The sequence below is a fragment of the Klebsiella sp. 2-CIP_Kleb. genome (genome assembly GCF_050378715.1).
GTDB classification, from domain to species: domain Bacteria; phylum Pseudomonadota; class Gammaproteobacteria; order Enterobacterales; family Enterobacteriaceae; genus Klebsiella; species Klebsiella quasipneumoniae.
Genome location: NZ_JBNRLG010000001.1, coordinates 1,318,645 through 1,336,409, shown reverse-complemented (window position 1 = coordinate 1,336,409; position 17,765 = coordinate 1,318,645). Strand labels below are relative to the sequence as shown.

17 protein-coding genes and 1 tRNA gene are annotated in these 17,765 nt (G+C 59.1%); 6 read left to right on the top strand and 12 right to left on the bottom strand.

Annotated elements, in window-relative coordinates; genetic code table 11:
• Position 1 precedes the first annotated feature (1 nt).
• From eco to ACQUTP_RS06500, 5 genes are all read right to left on the bottom strand, one after another.
• Positions 2 to 493 carry a serine protease inhibitor ecotin gene (eco, locus tag ACQUTP_RS06520; RefSeq protein ID WP_004201671.1) on the bottom strand — a complete coding sequence of 164 codons (492 nt, stop codon included), beginning with the start codon at positions 491 to 493 and terminating at the stop codon, positions 2 to 4.
• A gap of 173 nt (positions 494 to 666) precedes the next feature.
• Positions 667 to 1,776, bottom strand: coding sequence for an AI-2E family transporter (locus ACQUTP_RS06515; protein WP_004201670.1), 1,110 nt, complete (start codon positions 1,774 to 1,776; stop codon positions 667 to 669).
• A gap of 185 nt (positions 1,777 to 1,961) precedes the next feature.
• Positions 1,962 to 2,038: transfer RNA gene (locus ACQUTP_RS06510), tRNA-Pro, on the bottom strand.
• Positions 2,039 to 2,114: 76 nt separating this feature from the next.
• Positions 2,115 to 3,875: an LPS biosynthesis-modulating metalloenzyme YejM gene (gene yejM / locus ACQUTP_RS06505; RefSeq protein WP_080847690.1), complete on the bottom strand. Its 1,761-nt coding sequence runs from the start codon at positions 3,873 to 3,875 to the stop codon at positions 2,115 to 2,117.
• 18 nt (positions 3,876 to 3,893) lie between these two features.
• Complete coding sequence (locus ACQUTP_RS06500; protein ID WP_004195346.1) at positions 3,894 to 4,121, bottom strand: YejL family protein; 228 nt, start codon at positions 4,119 to 4,121, stop codon at positions 3,894 to 3,896.
• A 186-nt stretch (positions 4,122 to 4,307) separates the two neighbouring features.
• On the opposite strand from ACQUTP_RS06500, the gene yejK reads away from it, so the two are divergent.
• Entirely contained in the window at positions 4,308 to 5,315 is a 1,008-nt protein-coding gene (yejK, locus tag ACQUTP_RS06495) for a nucleoid-associated protein YejK (protein WP_004144267.1), read from the top strand.
• Positions 5,316 to 5,329: 14 nt separating this feature from the next.
• On the opposite strand, the gene ACQUTP_RS06490 is transcribed toward yejK, so the two are convergent.
• Positions 5,330 to 6,097 carry a DeoR/GlpR family DNA-binding transcription regulator gene (locus ACQUTP_RS06490; protein ID WP_285755097.1) on the bottom strand — a complete coding sequence of 256 codons (768 nt, stop codon included), beginning with the start codon at positions 6,095 to 6,097 and terminating at the stop codon, positions 5,330 to 5,332.
• An 81-nt stretch (positions 6,098 to 6,178) separates the two neighbouring features.
• On the opposite strand from ACQUTP_RS06490, the gene ACQUTP_RS06485 reads away from it, so the two are divergent.
• Positions 6,179 to 6,775, top strand: coding sequence for an NUDIX domain-containing protein (locus ACQUTP_RS06485; RefSeq protein WP_154981905.1), 597 nt, complete (start codon positions 6,179 to 6,181; stop codon positions 6,773 to 6,775).
• A gap of 20 nt (positions 6,776 to 6,795) precedes the next feature.
• On the opposite strand, the gene ACQUTP_RS06480 is transcribed toward ACQUTP_RS06485, so the two are convergent.
• Positions 6,796 to 8,082, bottom strand: coding sequence for a serine hydrolase domain-containing protein (locus ACQUTP_RS06480; protein WP_064178374.1), 1,287 nt, complete (start codon positions 8,080 to 8,082; stop codon positions 6,796 to 6,798).
• A 103-nt stretch (positions 8,083 to 8,185) separates the two neighbouring features.
• On the opposite strand from ACQUTP_RS06480, the gene ACQUTP_RS06475 reads away from it, so the two are divergent.
• On the top strand, positions 8,186 to 9,073 hold the full coding sequence (locus ACQUTP_RS06475) for a LysR family transcriptional regulator (RefSeq protein WP_065697564.1): 888 nt from the start codon (positions 8,186 to 8,188) through the stop codon (positions 9,071 to 9,073).
• A 58-nt stretch (positions 9,074 to 9,131) separates the two neighbouring features.
• Here the strand turns inward: ACQUTP_RS06475 and rplY are convergent, their stop codons facing one another.
• Together rplY and ACQUTP_RS06465 are read right to left on the bottom strand one after the other, a co-directional pair.
• Complete coding sequence (gene rplY, locus ACQUTP_RS06470) at positions 9,132 to 9,416, bottom strand: 50S ribosomal protein L25 (RefSeq protein WP_004201664.1); 285 nt, start codon at positions 9,414 to 9,416, stop codon at positions 9,132 to 9,134.
• 136 nt (positions 9,417 to 9,552) lie between these two features.
• Positions 9,553 to 11,310 carry a DEAD/DEAH box helicase gene (locus ACQUTP_RS06465; protein WP_080847695.1) on the bottom strand — a complete coding sequence of 586 codons (1,758 nt, stop codon included), beginning with the start codon at positions 11,308 to 11,310 and terminating at the stop codon, positions 9,553 to 9,555.
• A gap of 147 nt (positions 11,311 to 11,457) precedes the next feature.
• Between ACQUTP_RS06465 and rsuA the strand changes: the two genes are divergently transcribed.
• The 3 genes from rsuA to ACQUTP_RS06450 all read left to right on the top strand — a co-directional run bounded on the left by rsuA (position 11,458) and on the right by ACQUTP_RS06450 (position 14,045).
• The gene (rsuA, locus tag ACQUTP_RS06460) at positions 11,458 to 12,177 is read left to right on the top strand and encodes a 16S rRNA pseudouridine(516) synthase RsuA (RefSeq protein WP_049004211.1); all 720 of its coding nucleotides are present in this window, start codon (positions 11,458 to 11,460) and stop codon (positions 12,175 to 12,177) included.
• Entirely contained in the window at positions 12,174 to 13,370 is a 1,197-nt protein-coding gene (locus ACQUTP_RS06455; RefSeq protein WP_428902361.1) for a Bcr/CflA family multidrug efflux MFS transporter, read from the top strand. The genes rsuA and ACQUTP_RS06455 overlap by 4 nt, the downstream gene beginning before the upstream one ends.
• A 330-nt stretch (positions 13,371 to 13,700) precedes the next feature.
• On the top strand, positions 13,701 to 14,045 hold the full coding sequence (locus ACQUTP_RS06450; RefSeq protein WP_002912974.1) for a YejG family protein: 345 nt from the start codon (positions 13,701 to 13,703) through the stop codon (positions 14,043 to 14,045).
• 3 nt (positions 14,046 to 14,048) lie between these two features.
• Here the strand turns inward: ACQUTP_RS06450 and yejF are convergent, their stop codons facing one another.
• The 3 genes from yejF to ACQUTP_RS06435 are packed head-to-tail and all read right to left on the bottom strand — an operon-like array spanning position 14,049 to position 17,759.
• Entirely contained in the window at positions 14,049 to 15,638 is a 1,590-nt protein-coding gene (gene yejF, locus ACQUTP_RS06445) for a microcin C ABC transporter ATP-binding protein YejF (protein ID WP_285755094.1), read from the bottom strand.
• Between the two features lies 1 nt (position 15,639).
• Positions 15,640 to 16,665, bottom strand: coding sequence for a microcin C ABC transporter permease (locus tag ACQUTP_RS06440; RefSeq protein WP_017899313.1), 1,026 nt, complete (start codon positions 16,663 to 16,665; stop codon positions 15,640 to 15,642).
• Entirely contained in the window at positions 16,665 to 17,759 is a 1,095-nt protein-coding gene (locus ACQUTP_RS06435; RefSeq protein ID WP_004201658.1) for a microcin C ABC transporter permease YejB, read from the bottom strand. Before ACQUTP_RS06435 ends, ACQUTP_RS06440 begins: the two co-directional genes overlap by 1 nt.
• Positions 17,760 to 17,765 lie beyond the last annotated feature (6 nt).

Genomic DNA, 17,765 nt, shown 5'->3' with positions numbered 1-17,765 from the left:
CTTAGCGGATCTCGGCGTTGCCGATAGTCTCGTCGGCGCGCCAGATGCGATATTTTACATCGACATTAGTCGGCGTGTAGATGACGATCGGCAGCTTGCTGTTGTAGCGCAGCATAGCGTCATCGCCGAGGCCGGCAGTAACAAATTTCTTCGTTTTCTTGCCGTCCGGGCAGGCCATCATGGTGGATACCGGGCCGCTCAGCTTATCAAAGACATAGTAGTCATAACCCCAGCCTTCCAGGGTTTTGCTTTCCAGCTGCCCGCCAAAACGATGGTGGTTGCAGTCGACTTCCAGCGTCTGGCCGATCATCAGCTCAACCTTCAACGCCGACTCATCCTGCTGCTGCGGCAGCTGAATAACCTGACGCTTCATGCCTTTTTCCGCTTTCGGGAACGGCGCGACTTTTTCCAGCGGCTGGTCTGCGGCCAGGGCGCCGGCAGACATGCAGGCGGCGGTGAGCAGAGAAACGGCTAGCGTAGTGATTTTTTTCACGGTTGATCATCCTTTATTTTCGTTCCTGACAGGGATAGCCTATCATCACTTAGCTGAATGTTAAGATTTATTTACCATTTTTTGCAAAGTGAACAGTGTTATCTACTGGCAAAAAGGCAGCGTTCAGAGCGCAACAGAGGCGCTGGCGGGCCGCCAGACGCCTGCCGGAGAAGCTATTCAGTACGGCTATTTTTCGCCTCCTCAATAAACTCTTCATCGATTTCATCGGTGTTGCCAGCATGTTCCCGTCCCGACAGCAAATTCCAGCAGGCGATAAACAAGGCGGCGATCAGTGGCCCGATCACGAATCCATTGATACCGTAGATCTCCATGCCGCCTAAAGTGGCGATCAGGATCAGGTAGTCCGGCATCTTGGTATCCTTGCCCACCAGCAGCGGACGCAGAATATTGTCCACCAGACCAATCACAACGACAAAGAAGCCCACGATAAAGGCGCCCTGCCACAACTGGCCGGTAGCAAAAAGGTAAATAGCCGCCGGCACCCAGATAATAGCCGAGCCCACCGCCGGGATAAGCGACAGGAACGCCATCAGCGCCCCCCAGAGAATGCTGCCGTCCAGACCGGCGATCCAGAAGGCTAAGCCGCCCAGCGCCCCCTGCGCCAGCGCCACGGCGACGGTGCCTTTTACCGTGGCGCGGGCCACTGCGGCGAACTTAGCGAACAGGTGCTGCTTCACATAGCTGGATAACGGCAGAGATTCGAGGATCAACAGCACCAGGTAAGGTCCATCCTTCAGCAGGAAAAACAGTAGGTACAGCATGATGCCGAAGCTGACGGTAAAGCCAAAGGTTCCTTTGCCAATCAGAAACGCGCTGCCGGCCAGATACTGGCCACCTTTCAGGGCGACATCGGAGAGCTGCTGCTGGATCTGCTGCGCGCTATCAAGGTTATGTTCTGCCAGGAAGCTTCTGGCCCAGCCGGGGAGGTGGGCAATCAGGCTGGCGACCACCGTCGGGAACTGGGTATCGTTATGCTGCAGTTTGCTGTACACCACGTTCAGCTCGTAGGCCAGTGACGACAGGATAATCGCCAGCGGCGTAAACACGATAAGGCAGATAATGACGATGGTCATCAGCGCCGCGAGGCCATTACGCTCGCCGAGGCGGGTGCGAATTTTGTTTTTGACCGGATTAAAAATCACCGCGAGGATCGCGGCCCAGAGAATGGCGGAATAGTAGGGTGAGAGAACATCAAAAAAGGCCAGGGTTACAATGAAAACGATAAGGATGAAAAATCCTTTGGTAAGTCCATTAACTCTCATGTCATCCGCTCCTGCTTATGAGTCATACGGTCGAATAATAGATGCTACGACGTAATTTACCATCAGGATAGTCGTACTCTATAAGCTGTGGCGCGGAAAGGGCACAAATTCAACGAGGTGGGGGACGGGCGTAAAAGAGAGACATAAAAAAACCAGCCTTAAAAGGCTGGTTTCTCTGGGATTTTTGGTCGGCACGAGAGGATTTGAACCTCCGACCCCCGACACCCCATGACGGTGCGCTACCAGGCTGCGCTACGTGCCGACGCGTGGGGAACAATATTACCCGTTCCCCAGGCGAATGCAAGCGGGTCGCGCGCGATTGATTCATAATTAATCAATCAGTTAGCGATAAAGCGTTTTTCGTCGGTCAGGACCTGCAGCAACAGGCTGAGCTGCGGTTTCTGATCTTTGATTTTCTCGCCGTCGCGGCTCCAGGTGGTGTAGGTGCCGTTATGGTTGAGGACCACGGTGATGGTCGGGGTGGTAATGGCCAGCGTATCGCCGTTGGCCGCGGTGACCCAGTTCCGACGCCGCGCGGCGCTGAACAGATCTTCACCCTGCGAATACTCATTGGCCGGCGTCGAAACGTGAAGCAGGCGCTGCATCAGCGTGGTCATCACATCTTTGTTATCGGTCAGGGTGGCAATTTCCTGGGCCGGCGTGCCCGGCCAGTGAATAACCAGCGGCACCTGCAGCTGCTCGCGTGACCAGTCGAATGAGTCGTGTTTGACGTTAAGCGGCTTGCCGTGGCCGCCGGTGATAATCACCACCGTATTATCGAGCTTGCCGGCTTCGCGCAGCGCGGTCAGCACCCGATCGATCTGGGCATCAACGTCGCCTGCCGCCTTGCTATAACGGCGGACAAAGTTCTGCTGCTGCGTGTCGTCGAGGGTGGTGCCATTGAGCGAGATCCACGAGAACCAGCGATTCTCATCCTGCGCGTAACGGTCCAGCCAACTGATCCACTGATTGGCGGTCTGCTCGTCGCTCTGGGTCTTCGCGCTCGGCAGCGAGAAGTCGGAGAGCAGCGCCTGGCGATACAGCGGGCTGCTAAACCCATCGGAAGAGAACAGCCCCAGCTGGTAGCCCTGCTGGTTGAGGGCGGTGATCAGCGCTGCGGGAATACGCGCCGAGAGGACACCGTCCATATAGGCTGGCGAAATGCCGTAGAACAGGCCAAACAGGCCGCTGTCGGCGGTATTGCCCGAGCTCATATGCTGGGTAAAGTTGACGTTTTCTTTGGCAAACGCCGCCAGCGCCGGCATCGTCTTTTCAAACCGCGAGTAGTTCAGGTTGTCGACGGTGAACAGCAACACGTTATAGCCCGCGCCGAGGTCGCGGTAGCGCAGGTTACTGAGCGGATACTGGACCGATACCGCCTCCGGCGCCCCTTGTTCCACCAGGCGACGCTGATAATCCTGGGCGTCGAGCAGGCCATGTTTCTCAAGGAAACGACGGGCGGTCATCGGATAGGAAAGCGGTAGATTCGCTCGCTGCATGGTGATCGGGCGATAGAAGTTGGCATCCGCCCAGATATAGACCAGGTGGCTGCTGACGAACGACAAAAAGAAGAACCAGGCCACCGGGCGGGCGTAATGGCGGCGGCGCGTCAGGCTGCGCAGCTTTTGCCAGCTCCAGGTGGCGAAGAGCATTTCAATCAAAAAGATGACCGGGACGCTGATAAACATCAGCTGCCAGTCGCGCGCCATCTCATTCTGGTCAGGGTTGATGACCAGCTCCCAGACCACCGGATTTAAATGAAGATGGAAGCGGGTAAAGACCTCGCTGTCTATCAGCAACAGCGTCATCCCGGCGGTGGCAAGGATCACCGACAGGAAGCGCATCAGGCGCTGCGAGACCACGATAAAGGTCAACGGAAAGAGGATCAGCACATAGCTGGTAAACACCAGGAAGCTGAAGTGCCCGACGAGACTGACGTACGAAAAGAGTCGTCCGGCAAGCGTCGTCGGCCAGTCGGCGACAAAAAGGTAGCGGCTGCCGAGCACCATGGCCAACAACATGTTGAACAGGGCGAACCAGTGCCCCCAGCTAACCATCTGGGAGACTTTTTCTCGGTAGGGCTGACGTAGAGTCACCATATACTGTTGCTGTTATCCTTAATGCGCTGGATCGTCGTTAATCGAAGATTGCAAAGCCTGCGCGAAAGAACGGGCGATGGCCTGACGCTGCGCCGGCGCGACGCTACTGTTGATCAGGTTGGTCACCATATTGCCTAACACCATCAGTGAAAGGTCAACCGGGGCTTTGTGTGATTCCAGGACGTTCGTCAGCTCGCTGAGCAACTGTTCGACCTGTTGATCGCTATAGCGGGAAATTTGCGGCATAAACTCAAAATCTGTTTGTTCGTGAAAGGGCAACATATTACCGTAGCAGCAGCTTTTTTTCCGCATTTTTTCGCCGCGGCGCAAAAGCGCACCGATCGTCAGTCATGACGTCGAAATGTGTGGCGCCAGTTGCGTCGGCTACCCGGCGGTGGTTGAATACCGCCCGGTCTAAAAGGAGAGTTTAACATGAGTCTGGATATCGACCAGATTGCCCTGCATCAGTTAATCAAACGTGATGAACAAAATCTGGAGCTGGTGCTGCGCGAGTCACTGCTGGAGCCGAACGCGACGGTCGTCGAGATGATGGCTGAACTGCACCGGGTTTATAGCGCCAAAAGCAAAGCCTATGGGCTGTTCAATGAAGAGAGCGAACTGGCGCAGGCGCTGCGCCTGCAGCGTCAGGGCGAAGAGGAGTTTCTGGCGTTCAGCCGCGCGGCGACCGGCCGCCTACGCGATGAGCTGGCGAAATACCCGTTCGCCGAAGGGGGCATTGTCCTCTTCTGCCAGTATCGTTACCTGGCGGTCGAGTATCTGCTGGTGGCGGTGCTCAATAACCTGAGCAGTATGCGCGTCAACGAAGAGCTGGATATCCGCTCGACCCATTATCTGGATATTAACCATGCCGATATCGTCGCGCGCATCGATCTGACCGAGTGGGAAACCAACCCGGAGTCGACTCGCTACTTAACCTTCCTGAAAGGGCGGGTGGGGCGCAAAGTGGCCGATTTCTTTATGGATTTCCTCGGCGCCAGCGAAGGCCTCAACGCCAAAGCGCAGAACCGCGGCCTGCTGCAGGCGGTGGATGACTTCGCCGCCGACGCGCAGCTTGATAAATCCGAGCGACAGAATGTGCGTCAGCAGGTCTATGCGTACTGCAACGAACAGCTGCAGGCCGGGGAAGAGATTGAGCTGGAATCGCTGTCCAAAGAGCTGGCCGGCGTCAGCGAAAAGAGCTTCCAGGAATTCACCGCCGAACAGGGTTACGAACTGGAAGAGAGCTTCCCGGCGGATCGCAGCACCTTACGTCAGCTGACCAAGTTTGCCGGCAGCGGCGGCGGTTTAACCATTAACTTCGACGCGATGCTGCTGGGCGAACGCGTATTCTGGGATCCCGCCACCGATACTCTGACCATTAAGGGCACCCCGCCGAACCTGCGCGACCAGCTGCAGCGCCGGACCTCCGGCGGCAACTAAGCGCCGCGCCCCGTTCAGCGCGACCGCTGAACGGGGACGATCTCCACGCCGCGCTGCACCAGCTGCTGGCGCAGCGCGGCGTCGGGATCCCCATCGACGATAAGCGTACTGGCGAGGTTCAGCTCGCCGATGGCAAAGGCCGACGCGGCGTTGAGCTTTTCCCGGGAGGCCATCACCACGGTTTCCGCGGCCCTGGCCGCCAGCGCGCGCTTGATGCCTGCCTCTTCATAATCACCGGTGGTAAAACCCGCTTGCGGGTGGACGCCGGTCACCCCCATAAAGAACACATCGGCGTTGATCCGCGACATTCCTTCCAGCGTTTCGGGGCCGACGGCGACAACTGAATGCTTAAACACTTTGCCGCCAAGCAGGATCACCTCGATTCGCGGGTGATCGACCAGCGCCACGGCGATGCCGGGGCTATGGGTGACCACCGTGCAGCTGAGGTCGGCGGGTAAGAAGTCGATCATCGCCGCGGTGGTGGTGCCGCCATCGACAATCACCACCTGTCCCGGCTGGATCAGGGCGGCGGCGGCGCGCGCCACCGCCTGCTTGGAGGCGATTTGCACGCTTTTGCGTGTTTCAATAGGGGCGATGGCAGCGGAGACCGGCAGCGCCCCGCCGTGGACCCGCTGCAGTTTTCCTTCCGCCGCCAGCTCGCGCAGGTCGCGGCGAATGGAGTCCTCTGAGACGTTAAACCGCTGGCTCAGCTCCCCGGACATCACCTGTTTTTCCTCCGCAAGAATCTGCAGGATTTGCTGTTTTCGTTGACTGGCGAGCATGATTTTTCCTTCACGAGTGATCTTGTTTGTGCACGATTATGCATGTTATGGTGCCTGCTGTCATCTTAAAGGGGATATAACATGCAAACTCATGCACCGCACGTCCGCCACATTCGCGAGACGCTGCTCTCTGATAACTGGTACACGCTGAAAAAATATACCTTTGAACTGCAGCGCCGGGATGGACGCTGGCAGGAGCAGAGCCGCGAGGCCTACGATCGCGGCAACGGCGCGGTCATTTTACTCTACAACCGGGAAAAGCGAACGGTGGTCCTGACTCGTCAGTTCCGTTTTCCGGTGTTTACTCACGGTCACGACGGATATCTCATTGAAGCGGCGGCCGGGCTGTTGGATAACGCCTCGCCGGAGGCGAGGATCGTTGCCGAAGCGGAAGAGGAGACCGGCTTTCGGGTGACGCGCATCGAGCCCGTCTTCACCGTCTTTATGAGCCCCGGATCTGTCACCGAAAAACTCTACTTTTTTATCGCCGAATATCAGGCCGATGACCGGCAGGGAGATGGCGGCGGGCTGGCGGCGGAAGGTGAGGACATTGAAGTGCTGGAGTGGCCGCTGGCGCGGGCGCTGCAGGCCATTCGCGATGGCGAGATCATGGATGCCAAAACCATTATCCTGCTGCAGCACCTGGCGCTGAATGCCGACACGATCCTCGCCGGCTGAGCGGCAAGGAGCTGGGGGGGTTAACGCAGCTCGCGGGCAATGGCGCTGTACATCAGCGCCGCTTCCAGCGGCTGGGCGTTAAAGGAGGGTTCCGCCTGCGGCCAGGTCGACCACTGGACGATCACCAGGTGTTCCGCGCGGTTCACCATGATCACCTGGCCGTAGATACCCAGCGCCCACAGCGAGTCCTTCAGCCCTTCCTGCGGCGTCGGCTGGACGTTTTGCGCATTCGCCGGAATGGCGTTATTCCACCACTGATAACCGTAGATACCTTGCGGATGCGCCGCCGAGACCGAGTTCAGCGCTGTGGTCCAGCTTGCGGCCTGATCGAACCAGCCCGCAGGCACCAGCTGTTTGCCGTTGCTTAACCGACCATCGCGGGCGACGAATTCGCCGAAGCGGCCCCAGTCTTCAAGGGTGGCGTTAAAGCCATGGGCGCCAACATCATGCTTCCCTTGCTGATAAGCATGCCATACGCCGTCGTGGGCCATCCCGGCGGGCTGCCACAGCGACTGCTCAAGCCAGGCGGCCAGCGGCATACCGGTGGCGCGCTCCAGGATATCGCCCAGTAGCCAGGCGCCGCCGGAAGAGTAGGACCACTGCTCGCCCGCAGGATGCTGGCGCGCCAGGCCGGTGACGATCTTGCGCACGCAGGCATAGGCGCCGGGCTGCGCCTCGCACTGGGTCAGGCGGGCGAAGTGCGACTGCGGGTCGGTGTAGTCTTCATTCCATTCCACACCGCTGGTGTGCTGCATCAACTGCTTCAGCGTCACGCCGTCCCAGGCGGTGCCTTTCAGTTCGGGTTCATAAACGGTAATCAGATCATCGAGGGAGTGGATCTTACCCTGCTGAATGGCGATGCCCACCAGCGTCGAGACCACCGATTTTCCCACCGAGCGTGAGGTCCACAGGGTGGTATCGGTGTTGCCGTCGCCAAGATATTTCCAGGCGACTTTGCCGTCTTTCAGCACCAGCATACCGCTGACGTTCTCGCGCTTCAGGTAATCCTGCAGGGTCCAGGTGTGGCCGTTAAGGGTATAGCGGGCATCGGTCAATTGTTTTTCAGCGCGTTCCAGCGGCACTGAGGCGCCGTGGTGGAAGACATCCCCGGCATAGTTGCGATAGTCATTGCGAAAGCCAATCACGCGTGAAGTCTGATCCCAGCTGAGCATGTCTTTGGCCGCGGGTAGCGTTTGATCGTAAGGCGTTGGGCAGACATCCAGCGTCAGGCCGCCGCAGTTTTGCGCCATTGCCGCCGCCGGCAGCGCCGCCAGGATTAACGCCAGGGCCAGTGGTTTTCTTATCATCTTCCTTTCCTCGTTTGCCATAGATTCGCTGCGCAGTATATAAATCGGCGCGCGCCGGCTAAAATCAGCCCAGGGGGGATTTTCCCCCGTAAGGGAGAGAAGGATGAAAACCCTGCAATATTCTTTCGCGCAGATTGAAGCATTCGCCACCATCGCCGAGACCGGAAGCCTGTCGCGGGCGGCCATTCGTTTAGGTAAAGACCGAACCACGCTGCGCGATCTGCTGGACTATCTGGAAGACGCGCTGGGGTACCATCTGTTCAACCGGGAAGGGCGTACCCTGACCTTAACCGCCGAAGGCGAGCAGCTTTTTCGTCAGGCGCATCTGCTGTTGCGCCAGGCGCAGGCTTTCGAGTCTTTTGCGCAAACGCTGCCGCAAACCACCGGACAGGCGCTGCGTCTGGTGTACGATCCCTTTATCCCACGTGATTTTCTCTGCGCGCTGGCCGATACGCTGGCCCGGCGGCAGATCCGCCTGAGCTGCTGGAGCGCCTCGCGGCGCGAAGCCGAGCAGGCGCTGAGCGATGGCGTGGCGGATATGGCGCTGTGCCAGGCTAACAACCGCACGCTGGGGAGCGAAATGGAGTGGCGGGCGCTCGGCACCGTGGATCTGCGTTTCTACGCGGCGGACAGCCTGTTCCACGACGCTCCGCGGCCGCTGACGCTATTGAATCTTTCGTTGACGCCGCAGTTAGTGATGCACCGGCGCAGTGACGATCAGATTGCCCGCCGGCTGCAGATCTCCGGCCATACGCTGTATATGAACGAAATTACTCTGCTGCGCCATGCGCTGGAGCAGGGGAGGGGCTGGGGGTTTTTACCGGACCATTTGCGGCCAGGCGAGTGGCAGGGAGTCAGTGAAATCGCGACGGAGGTCGGCAGTCAGGGGCTGAACGTCACCATGGTGATGCTCTGGCTGCCCGGAATGAATAAGCACCGGATGCTTAGCGACATCGTGGACAAGGCGCCGGAGCTTTGGCGGCGCGGATAACAAAACGCCCCGGAGCCGAAGACCCCGGGGCGCTTGCCATACAACTTGCTATCGGCGATTACGCGCGAACGAAGTCGATGTGAGTCAGTTTCGGCTTGAACGCGTGGCGCTGAACAGCCTGAACTTTGACTTTTTCTTCTTTGCCATCAACCACGACGGTCAGAACTTCGCCGTAAAACTCAGCTTTGTCCTGCATGTTCCAAACTTTGTCGTGGTCCAGTTCGATAGCAACCGGAGCAGCTTCGCCACCGTAGATGATTGCCGGGAACTTGTTAGCTGCGCGCAGGCGGCGGCTCGCACCCTTACCCTGCTCTTTACGTACTTCTGCGTTGATAGTAAACATTGATGTCTCTCTATATATAAAGCCTGCTACAGGCGACCCAGCAACAGGCGGATTATCTGCTTTGCGAATGCAAAAGCGGGCGGCATTATAGCCGCCAAACGACACCCGGGCAATCAAAACCTCAGCTTTCGGGTGATTAACGCAGCTCGTTGGCGCGGCGAAAACGCCCCTGATAATCGAACACTTTTTCCCGCACCTGCCAGTACTGGCCTTTCATGCGGGCGACGACAAAGTCCGGATGGCGCAGCAGCGCCTGCTGGGCCACGATATCCGCCGGCGTTATCCAGCGCAGCGGCACCCCCGGCGTGCGGGTATGCGGACGGATAAACAACTGCTCAAAGGCGGTACGCTGGGCGGGCGTTTGCAGACGGAAGCGCTCACTGACGTCGGCGCCGTCCTCATCGTAGTAGGTGATTTTCAGCCACGGGCCTTTCTCGTCGCCGCCGTGCTGCAGGGCCATGCCGCTGCAGCGTAGCACCAGCGCGTCCTTCAGCTTCAGCGCCGCCTTCAGCATATCGTCCGGGTCAACCAGAATGGTGTCGCACTCCCGGCAGCGGCGGGCGGCGATATCGTTTTCCGCGTTGCACTGCGGACAGTTTTTGAAGCGAAAGCGGAAGTCGCACTGTTCGCGGTGGCCGTCGTCATCTTCGAACCACCCCTGGCAGCGGCGGCCAAAATGCTCAATCAAGGTGCCGTCGGCGGTGGTTTTGCCCCAGAAGGTATTGGCGAAGCCGCAGGCCGGGCAGAAGACCTGCACCGGCACGTTGTCGCTTTTACCCTTCGGCGTTCCCACTTCCGGGGCGTACAGGTCGTGCGGGTTGCCGGCGTAGTCGAGGATCAGGCAGTCGGTTTTTCCCGGCGCCAGGCGCAGGCCGCGGCCAACGATCTGTTGGTAAAGACTCACCGACTCGGTGGGGCGGAGGATGGCGATCAGGTCGACGTGCGGGGCGTCGAAGCCGGTTGTCAGCACCGCGACGTTCACCAGATAGCGATACTCCTGCGCTTTAAACGCCTCGATGATGCGATCCCGTTCCGGACCCGGGGTTTCCCCGGTGATCAGCGCCGCCTGGCCTGCCGGTAGCAGGCCGGTCACTTCCCGGGCGTGCTCCACGGTGGCGGCGAAGATCATCACCCCTTTGCGGCTTTCGGCGAACTCCACGATCTGGCTGACGATATGTGGGGTGATACGCTGCTGTTTTTTCAGCTCATGGTTAAGATCGGCTTCGCTGAACAGGCCGTTGCTTTGCGCCTGCAGGCGACTGAAATCGTACTGCACCACCGGCATATCGAGGCGCTCCGGCGGCGTCAGGTAGCCGTGCTTAATCATATAGCGCAGCGGTAGCTCATAGATGCAGTCGCGGAACAGGGCCTTTTCATCGCCGCGCACCATCCCGTGGTAGTGGAACTGATAGATCCAGCCCTTGCCAAGGCGGAACGGAGTGGCCGTCAGGCCGAGCAGCCGGATCTGCGGATTAACCTGCCGCAGGTGGCCGATGATCTGCTGATACTGGCTGTCGTCATCATCGCTAATGCGGTGGCATTCATCGACGATGAGTAGCGAAAATTCGCTGCGAAACTGGTCGAGATTGCGCGCCACCGACTGCACGCTGCCGAACACCACTTTGCCGTGGCTCTCTTTTCGCTGCAGACCGGCGGCAAAGATATCCGCCTCGAGGCCAAGGGCGCAGTATTTGGCATGATTCTGCGCCACCAGCTCTTTGACGTGGGCCAGCACCAGCACGCGGCCGCGGGCCAGGCGGGCAAGTTCGGCGATCACCAGGCTTTTGCCCGCGCCGGTGGGCAGGACAATCGCCGCCGGCTCGGTATGGCGACGGAACCAGGCGAGGGTGGCATCGACGGCTTCTTGTTGGTAAGGACGTAATGTAAAAGTCATGAATTCACGGGGCTAATTAACTCGCGAATAGTATGCCATGAATCTTTTCCCTTGAGTGGTGTTAAGAGCCCGTTATACTAGCCAGTGAAATTCTTCTTTTTCGGGCGATTTGCCCGCTCCAGCACTTTGACAGGCTAAAAAAATCTCATGCGACTTGATAAGTTTATCGCTCAGCAGCTTGGCGTCAGCCGGGCTATTGCCGGGCGTGAAATCCGCGGCAGCCGCGTTACCGTGGACGGCGACATTGTAAAAGATGCTTCCTTTAAGCTTCAGCCGGAGCACGAGGTGGAGTATGACGGAAACACGCTGACCCAGCAGAACGGCCCGCGCTATTTTATGCTCAACAAGCCGCAAGGGTACGTCTGTTCCACCGACGATCCCGATCATCCGACTATCCTTTATTTCCTCGACGAGCCGGTGGCGTATAAGCTGCACGCCGCCGGACGGCTGGATATCGACACCACCGGACTGGTGCTGATGACCGATGACGGCCAGTGGTCGCACCGCATTACCTCGCCACGCCACCATTGTGAAAAAACCTATCTGGTGGCGCTGGAAAGCCCGCTGGCGGAAGGGACCGCGGAGCTGTTCGCCAAAGGGGTCCAGCTGCATAACGAAAAAGATCTCACCAAACCGGCGGTGCTGGAAATTATCACTCCGACCGAAGTGCGCCTCACCATCAGCGAAGGCCGCTACCATCAGGTGAAACGCATGTTCGCCGCCGTAGGTAACCACGTGGTTGGCCTGCATCGGGAACGCATCGGCGACATCCAGCTGGATGAATCGCTGGCGCCGGGTGAATATCGTCCGCTGACGGAAGCGGAAATCGCCAGCGTGGGCGCCCCGCAGCCACGGAGTAAAACGTGACGCTGAAGCAGAATTCTTCACTGGGGATTGTGTTTATCCTTGGCCTGCTGGCCATGCTGATGCCGCTGTCGATCGATATGTACCTCCCGGCCCTGCCGGTGATCGCTGCCCAGTACCACGTGCCGTACGGTAGCGCGCAGATGACCCTCAGCACCTATATCCTCGGCTTTGCGTTGGGTCAGCTGCTGTACGGTCCGATGGCTGACAGCCTCGGCCGCAAGCCGGTGATCCTCGGCGGAACGCTGGTCTTCGCAGCGGCGGCGGTGGCCTGCGCCCTGTCGCAGACCATCGAGATGCTGATCGCCATGCGCTTCTTCCACGGTCTGGCGGCCGCGGCGGCCAGCGTGGTGATTAACGCCCTGATGCGCGACATCTATCCGAAAGATGAGTTTTCGCGGATGATGTCGTTTGTCATGCTGGTGACGACCATTGCGCCGCTGGTGGCGCCGATGGTCGGCGGGGCGGTGCTGGTCTGGTTCAGCTGGCATGCCATTTTCTGGATCCTTGCCCTGGTGGCCCTGCTGGCCTCGCTGATGATCGGCCTGTTTATCCGCGAAACGCTACCGGCTGAAAGGCGTCAGCCGTTCCACCTGCGCACCACGCTGGGTAACTTTGCCACCCTGTTCCGCCATAAGCGGGTCCTGAGCTATATGCTGGCGAGCGGCTTTAGCTTCGCGGGCATGTTCTCTTTCCTAAGCGCCGGGCCTTTCGTCTATATCAATATTAACCACGTTGCGCCTCAGCACTTTGGCTACTATTTTGCGCTGAACATTGTCTTTTTATTCCTGATGACCATGTTCAACAGCCGGTTTGTGCGGCGGGTAGGGGCGTTGCGCATGTTCCGCGCCGGGCTGTGGATCCAGTTTGCCATGGCGGTGTGGATGGTGGTTTGCGCGCTGCTCGACGTCGGTTTCTGGTCGCTGGTGATCGGCGTGGCGGCCTTCGTTGGCTGCGTATCGATGGTGTCGTCTAACGCTATGGCGGTGATCCTCGATGAGTTTCCGCATATGGCGGGCACCGCTTCGTCGCTGGCGGGGACTTTCCGCTTTGGTATCGGGGCGATTATCGGCGCGCTGCTGTCGATGGCGACCTTTACCACCGCCTGGCCGATGCTGATCTCTATCGCCTTCTGTGCCACCAGCTCTATTTTCTTCTCGCTTTACGCTTCCCGCCGGCGAAAAATCGCACGCTAGGTCACATTTTCAGGGGCGAAATCGCCCCTTTCTTGATGCATGTCAACCGCAATGGGCTTCAGGGTTCTGTGATTTGTTTCCTTTATGTAAAATCAATTAGTGTAAAAAGTCGCATTGTTGCGATAAAAAAGTTGTTTTGGATCACAGAAACGGGTACATATAGCGCCAATCGGCTTACCGGGTTAAAAAATAACACGCTGGAATATAAGCGCTTAACCCTGGTCCGACGCGGCTGTAAACGTTTTCTGCGTCTGAGCAGGACTATTTGTCAACAGTGTGTTAATATTGATGTAAATTTATTGTGAAGCCTTTTGCTTCCGGGGAAACCACGTGAATACACAACAACTCTCTATCGTACACCGTCTGCCGCAGAGCTATCGCTGGCTGGCCGGTTTTGCGGGTTCCAGAGTTGAACCGATTCCGCAAAACGGCGCGCAGAACGAAAACAGTCTCGTCGCCCTGAAACTGCTGAGTCCGGACGGTGAAAAAGCCTGGCCGGTGATGCATAAGCTCAGCCAGGCGTTAAGCGACATCGAAGTCGACTGTTCCGTTCTTGAGTGCGAAGGCGAACCCTGCCTGTTCGTTAATCTGCAGGATGAGTTTGCCGCCACCTGTCGTCTGAAAAATTTTGGCGTGGCGATCGCCGAGCCCTTCTCCGGCAATAACCCTTTCTGACCGTCAGCTTAGCGCCAGCAGCTGGCGGGTATACTCATGCCGGGGCGCGCTGAAGACGGACTGGCACTCGCCTTGTTCAACCACCACTCCCTGCCGCAGCACCATCACCTGGTGACACAGCGCGCGCACCACGCCTAAATCATGGCTGATAAAAATATAGGCCAGCTGATGCTTCAGCTGTAATGCTTTCAACAGATTCAGGATCTGCGCCTGAACGGTTTTATCCAGCGAAGAAGTCGGCTCGTCGAGGACGATCAGTTGCGGCTTGACGATTAACGCTCTGGCGATGGCGATACGCTGGCGCTGGCCGCCGGAGAATGCCGCCGGGTAGCGCTGGCGGCTGGCCGGATCGAGCCCGACCTCCTGCATGGCAAGGATTACCGCCTGTTCGCGTTCGACTGCCGTCAGCGTCGGCTGGTGGACGCGCAATCCTTCTTCAATAATCTGCTGCGCCGTCAGGCGCGGATTGAGGGACGAGTTCGGATCCTGAAAAACCACCTGCATTTGTCGGCGCAGCGGCAGCAGCTGTCGACGGTTACGCCCCTGAATCGGCTGACCGGTAAAGGTTATCCTGCCCTCGGATGAGATCAGGCGCAGCAGCGCCAGACCGGTGGTGCTTTTCCCCGATCCCGATTCGCCCACCAGCCCCAGCGTCTCGCCGGCGCGTAGCTGAAAACTGAGGCTGTTGACCACCCGATGGTGATCGACAACCCGGCGCAGGATCCCTTTGCGAACAGGAAATGCCACGTTTAAATCGTCCACCTGCAGCAGCACCGGGGCATCGATGGCCAACGGCACCGGCTCACCGTCCGGTTCGCTATCCAGCAGGCGTTGGGTGTAGGGATGAGCCGGCGCGCTGAACAGCGCCCGACAGTGATTGTGCTCCACGCAGCGGCCGTTCTGCATTACCGCCACCCGGTCAGCCAGCTGGCGGACGATGCTCAGGTTATGGGTAATAAACAGCATCCCCATGTTCAGCTCCCGCTTCAGCTCGCGCAGCAGCTGCAAAATTTGCGCCTGCACTGACACATCGAGGGCGGTGGTCGGCTCGTCGGCGATCAGCAGCTCAGGGCGCGTCAGCAGCGCCATGGCGATCATCACCCGCTGGCGCTCGCCGCCGGAGAGCTGGTGCGGATAGTCCGCCAGCCGCCGCGGCGCCTGACGGATCCCGACGCGCTCCAGGCAGTCGAGGATCTCCCCGCGCGCCGCCTCTTTGCGCATTCCCCGGTGTAACGACAGCACCTCGTAGAGCTGTTTTTCCAGGGTGTGCAGGGGATTGAGCGACACCATCGGCTCCTGAAAGATCATCGCGATCCGGTTGCCGCGCACGCCGCGCAGGGTCGTCTCATCCGCATGCAGCAGCGACTGGCCATGAAAACGGATATCGCCGCTGGGGTAGCTGGCCGGCGGGGTAGGGAGCAGCCGCAGCACCGACAGGGCGGAGATGCTCTTACCGGAGCCGGATTCACCCACCAGGGCCAGCGTTTCGCCGACCGCCACCTCGAGCGACAGATTATGCACGACGGTCTGCGTCTCGCCCTGCTGGCGAAAGGCGATAGAGAGATTGTCGATAGCTAACAGCGGGTGGGTCATATTACACCGCCTTACTGGGGTCAAAGGCGTCGCGAACCGCTTCACCGATGAAAATCAGCAGCGTCAGCAGCACGGCGACGGAAAGAAACGCGGCAATACCCAGCCAGGGCGCCTGCAGGTTGTTTTTGCCCTGCAGGAGCAGCTCGCCGAGTGAGGGCGAGCCAAGCGGCAGGCCGAAGCCGAGAAAATCCAGCGACGTCAGGGTGGTAATAGAGCTGCAGAGAATAAAAGGCAGGAAGGTGAGGGTCGCCACCATCGCGTTGGGCAGCATATGCCGCAGGATGATCTGCCGGTCGCTGACCCCTAACGCCTGCGCCGCCCGGATGTAGTCGTAGTTGCGGGTGCGGAGAAATTCAGCGCGCACCACGCCCACCAGTGTCATCCAGCCAAACAGGACGGTGATCGCCAACAGCCACCAGAAGCCCGGCTGCACCACGCTGGAGAGCAGAATGATCAGAAACAGCGTCGGCATGCCGGACCAGACTTCGATAAAACGCTGCCCCCAGAGGTCGATTTTACCGCCGTAATAACCCTGGATCGCCCCGGCCAGCACCCCCAGCACGCTGGAGAACAGCGTCAGCAGCAGGCCAAAGAGTACCGATATGCGCGTCCCATAGAGGATCCGCGCCAGCACATCGCCGCCGTTGGCGTCGGTGCCGAGCCAGTTGCTGGCTGAGGGCGGCGAGGGAAAAGGAACCGTGCTGGCAAAATTGATCGTCGTCGCGCCGAAGCGCACCGGCGGCCAAAGCGCCCAGCCGTGGCTGGCCAGCTGGTGCTGCAGCCACGGATCCTGATAGTCAGCGGCGGTGGCGAATGCGCCGCCGAAGGTCTGCTCGGTGTAGTTTTTTAATACCGGGACGTACAGCTGGCCTCGGTACTGCACCAGCAGCGGCCGATCGTTAGCCAGCAGCTCAGCCCCCAGGCTGCAGAGGAAGAGAATTAAAAACAGCCACAGCGACCAGTAACCGCGACGGTTGTGGCGAAAGCGCGCCCAGCGGGCCTGATTAACGGGACTGAAGAACGACATTAGCGGCCCTCAAAATCAATACGCGGGTCGACCAGCGTATAGCTGATATCGCTGACGATATTAAGCAGCAGGCCGATCAGGGTGAAAATATAGAGCGTCCCGAACATCACCGGATAGTCGCGGGAGACCGTCGCTTCATAGCCCAGCAGCCCCAGACCATTCAACGAGAACATCACTTCGATCAGCAGCGAGCCGGTAAAGAACATACTGATAAAGGTGGCTGGGAAACCAGCGATCACCAGCAGCATGGCGTTGCGGAACACGTGTCCCCAGAGGATCTGTTTCTCCCCGACCCCTTTGGCGCGGGCGGTAACCACATACTGTTTGCGGATCTCGTCGAGGAAGCTGTTTTTGGTCAGCATGGTCAGGGCGGCGAAGCCGCCGATCACCGTCGCCAGCACCGGCAGGGTGATGTGCCACAGATAGTCGAGGATCTTTTCATACCACGGCAGGGTGTCGAAGTTTGGCGAGACCAGACCGCGCAGCGGGAAGAGGTCGAAATAGCTGCCGCCGGCAAAAATCACGATCAGCAGGATGGCGAACAGAAAGGCGGGGATCGCATAGCCAATGATAATCAGCGTACTGCTCCAGATGTCAAAGCGGCTGCCGTTGCTGACGGCTTTGCGGATGCCCAGCGGAATGGAGACCAGATAGATGATCAGCGTGCTCCACAGCCCGAGGCTCACCGAGACCGGCAGGCTGTCTTTAATCAGCTGCAGCACGGAGGCGCTGCGAAACAGGCTGTCGCCAAAATCAAAGCGCAGATAATCGCCCAGCATCTTCAGGTAGCGCTCGTGCAGCGGTTTGTCGAAGCCGTAGCGGTGGGTGATCTCGGCGATGACTTCCGGATCGAGGCCGCGCCCGCCGCGATAGTGCCCCTCGCTGATATTGCCGGCGCCGGTGCGGGCATGGCTGGCGCCCATCCCGCCGTCGCCGGCGCCTGGCATTCCGCCGTGCTGACCAAATTCGATGGCGGCGATGGCCTGGTCGACCGGGCCGCCGGGGGCGATCTGCACAATAAAAAAGTTAATGGTGATGATGGCCCACAGGGTGGGGATCACTAACAGCAAACGGCGGATCAGGTAACTGCCCATGGTATG

Coding starts and splice junctions, on each gene's coding strand:
- ACQUTP_RS06435 (WP_004201658.1), bottom strand. CDS start 17,759: ATGGGCAGTTACCTGATCCGCCGTTTGCTGTTAGTGATCCCCACCCTG.
- ACQUTP_RS06490 (WP_285755097.1), bottom strand. CDS start 6,097: ATGCTCGCCAGTCAACGAAAACAGCAAATCCTGCAGATTCTTGCGGAG.
- yejM (WP_080847690.1), bottom strand. CDS start 3,875: ATGGTGACTCTACGTCAGCCCTACCGAGAAAAAGTCTCCCAGATGGTT.
- ACQUTP_RS06515 (WP_004201670.1), bottom strand. CDS start 1,776: ATGAGAGTTAATGGACTTACCAAAGGATTTTTCATCCTTATCGTTTTC.
- ACQUTP_RS06500 (WP_004195346.1), bottom strand. CDS start 4,121: ATGCCGCAAATTTCCCGCTATAGCGATCAACAGGTCGAACAGTTGCTC.
- ACQUTP_RS06465 (WP_080847695.1), bottom strand. CDS start 11,310: ATGACTTTTACATTACGTCCTTACCAACAAGAAGCCGTCGATGCCACC.
- ACQUTP_RS06440 (WP_017899313.1), bottom strand. CDS start 16,665: ATGTCGTTCTTCAGTCCCGTTAATCAGGCCCGCTGGGCGCGCTTTCGC.
- yejF (WP_285755094.1), bottom strand. CDS start 15,638: ATGACCCACCCGCTGTTAGCTATCGACAATCTCTCTATCGCCTTTCGC.
- rplY (WP_004201664.1), bottom strand. CDS start 9,416: ATGTTTACTATCAACGCAGAAGTACGTAAAGAGCAGGGTAAGGGTGCG.
- ACQUTP_RS06485 (WP_154981905.1), top strand. CDS start 6,179: ATGCAAACTCATGCACCGCACGTCCGCCACATTCGCGAGACGCTGCTC.
- yejK (WP_004144267.1), top strand. CDS start 4,308: ATGAGTCTGGATATCGACCAGATTGCCCTGCATCAGTTAATCAAACGT.
- rsuA (WP_049004211.1), top strand. CDS start 11,458: ATGCGACTTGATAAGTTTATCGCTCAGCAGCTTGGCGTCAGCCGGGCT.
- ACQUTP_RS06480 (WP_064178374.1), bottom strand. CDS start 8,082: ATGATAAGAAAACCACTGGCCCTGGCGTTAATCCTGGCGGCGCTGCCG.
- ACQUTP_RS06475 (WP_065697564.1), top strand. CDS start 8,186: ATGAAAACCCTGCAATATTCTTTCGCGCAGATTGAAGCATTCGCCACC.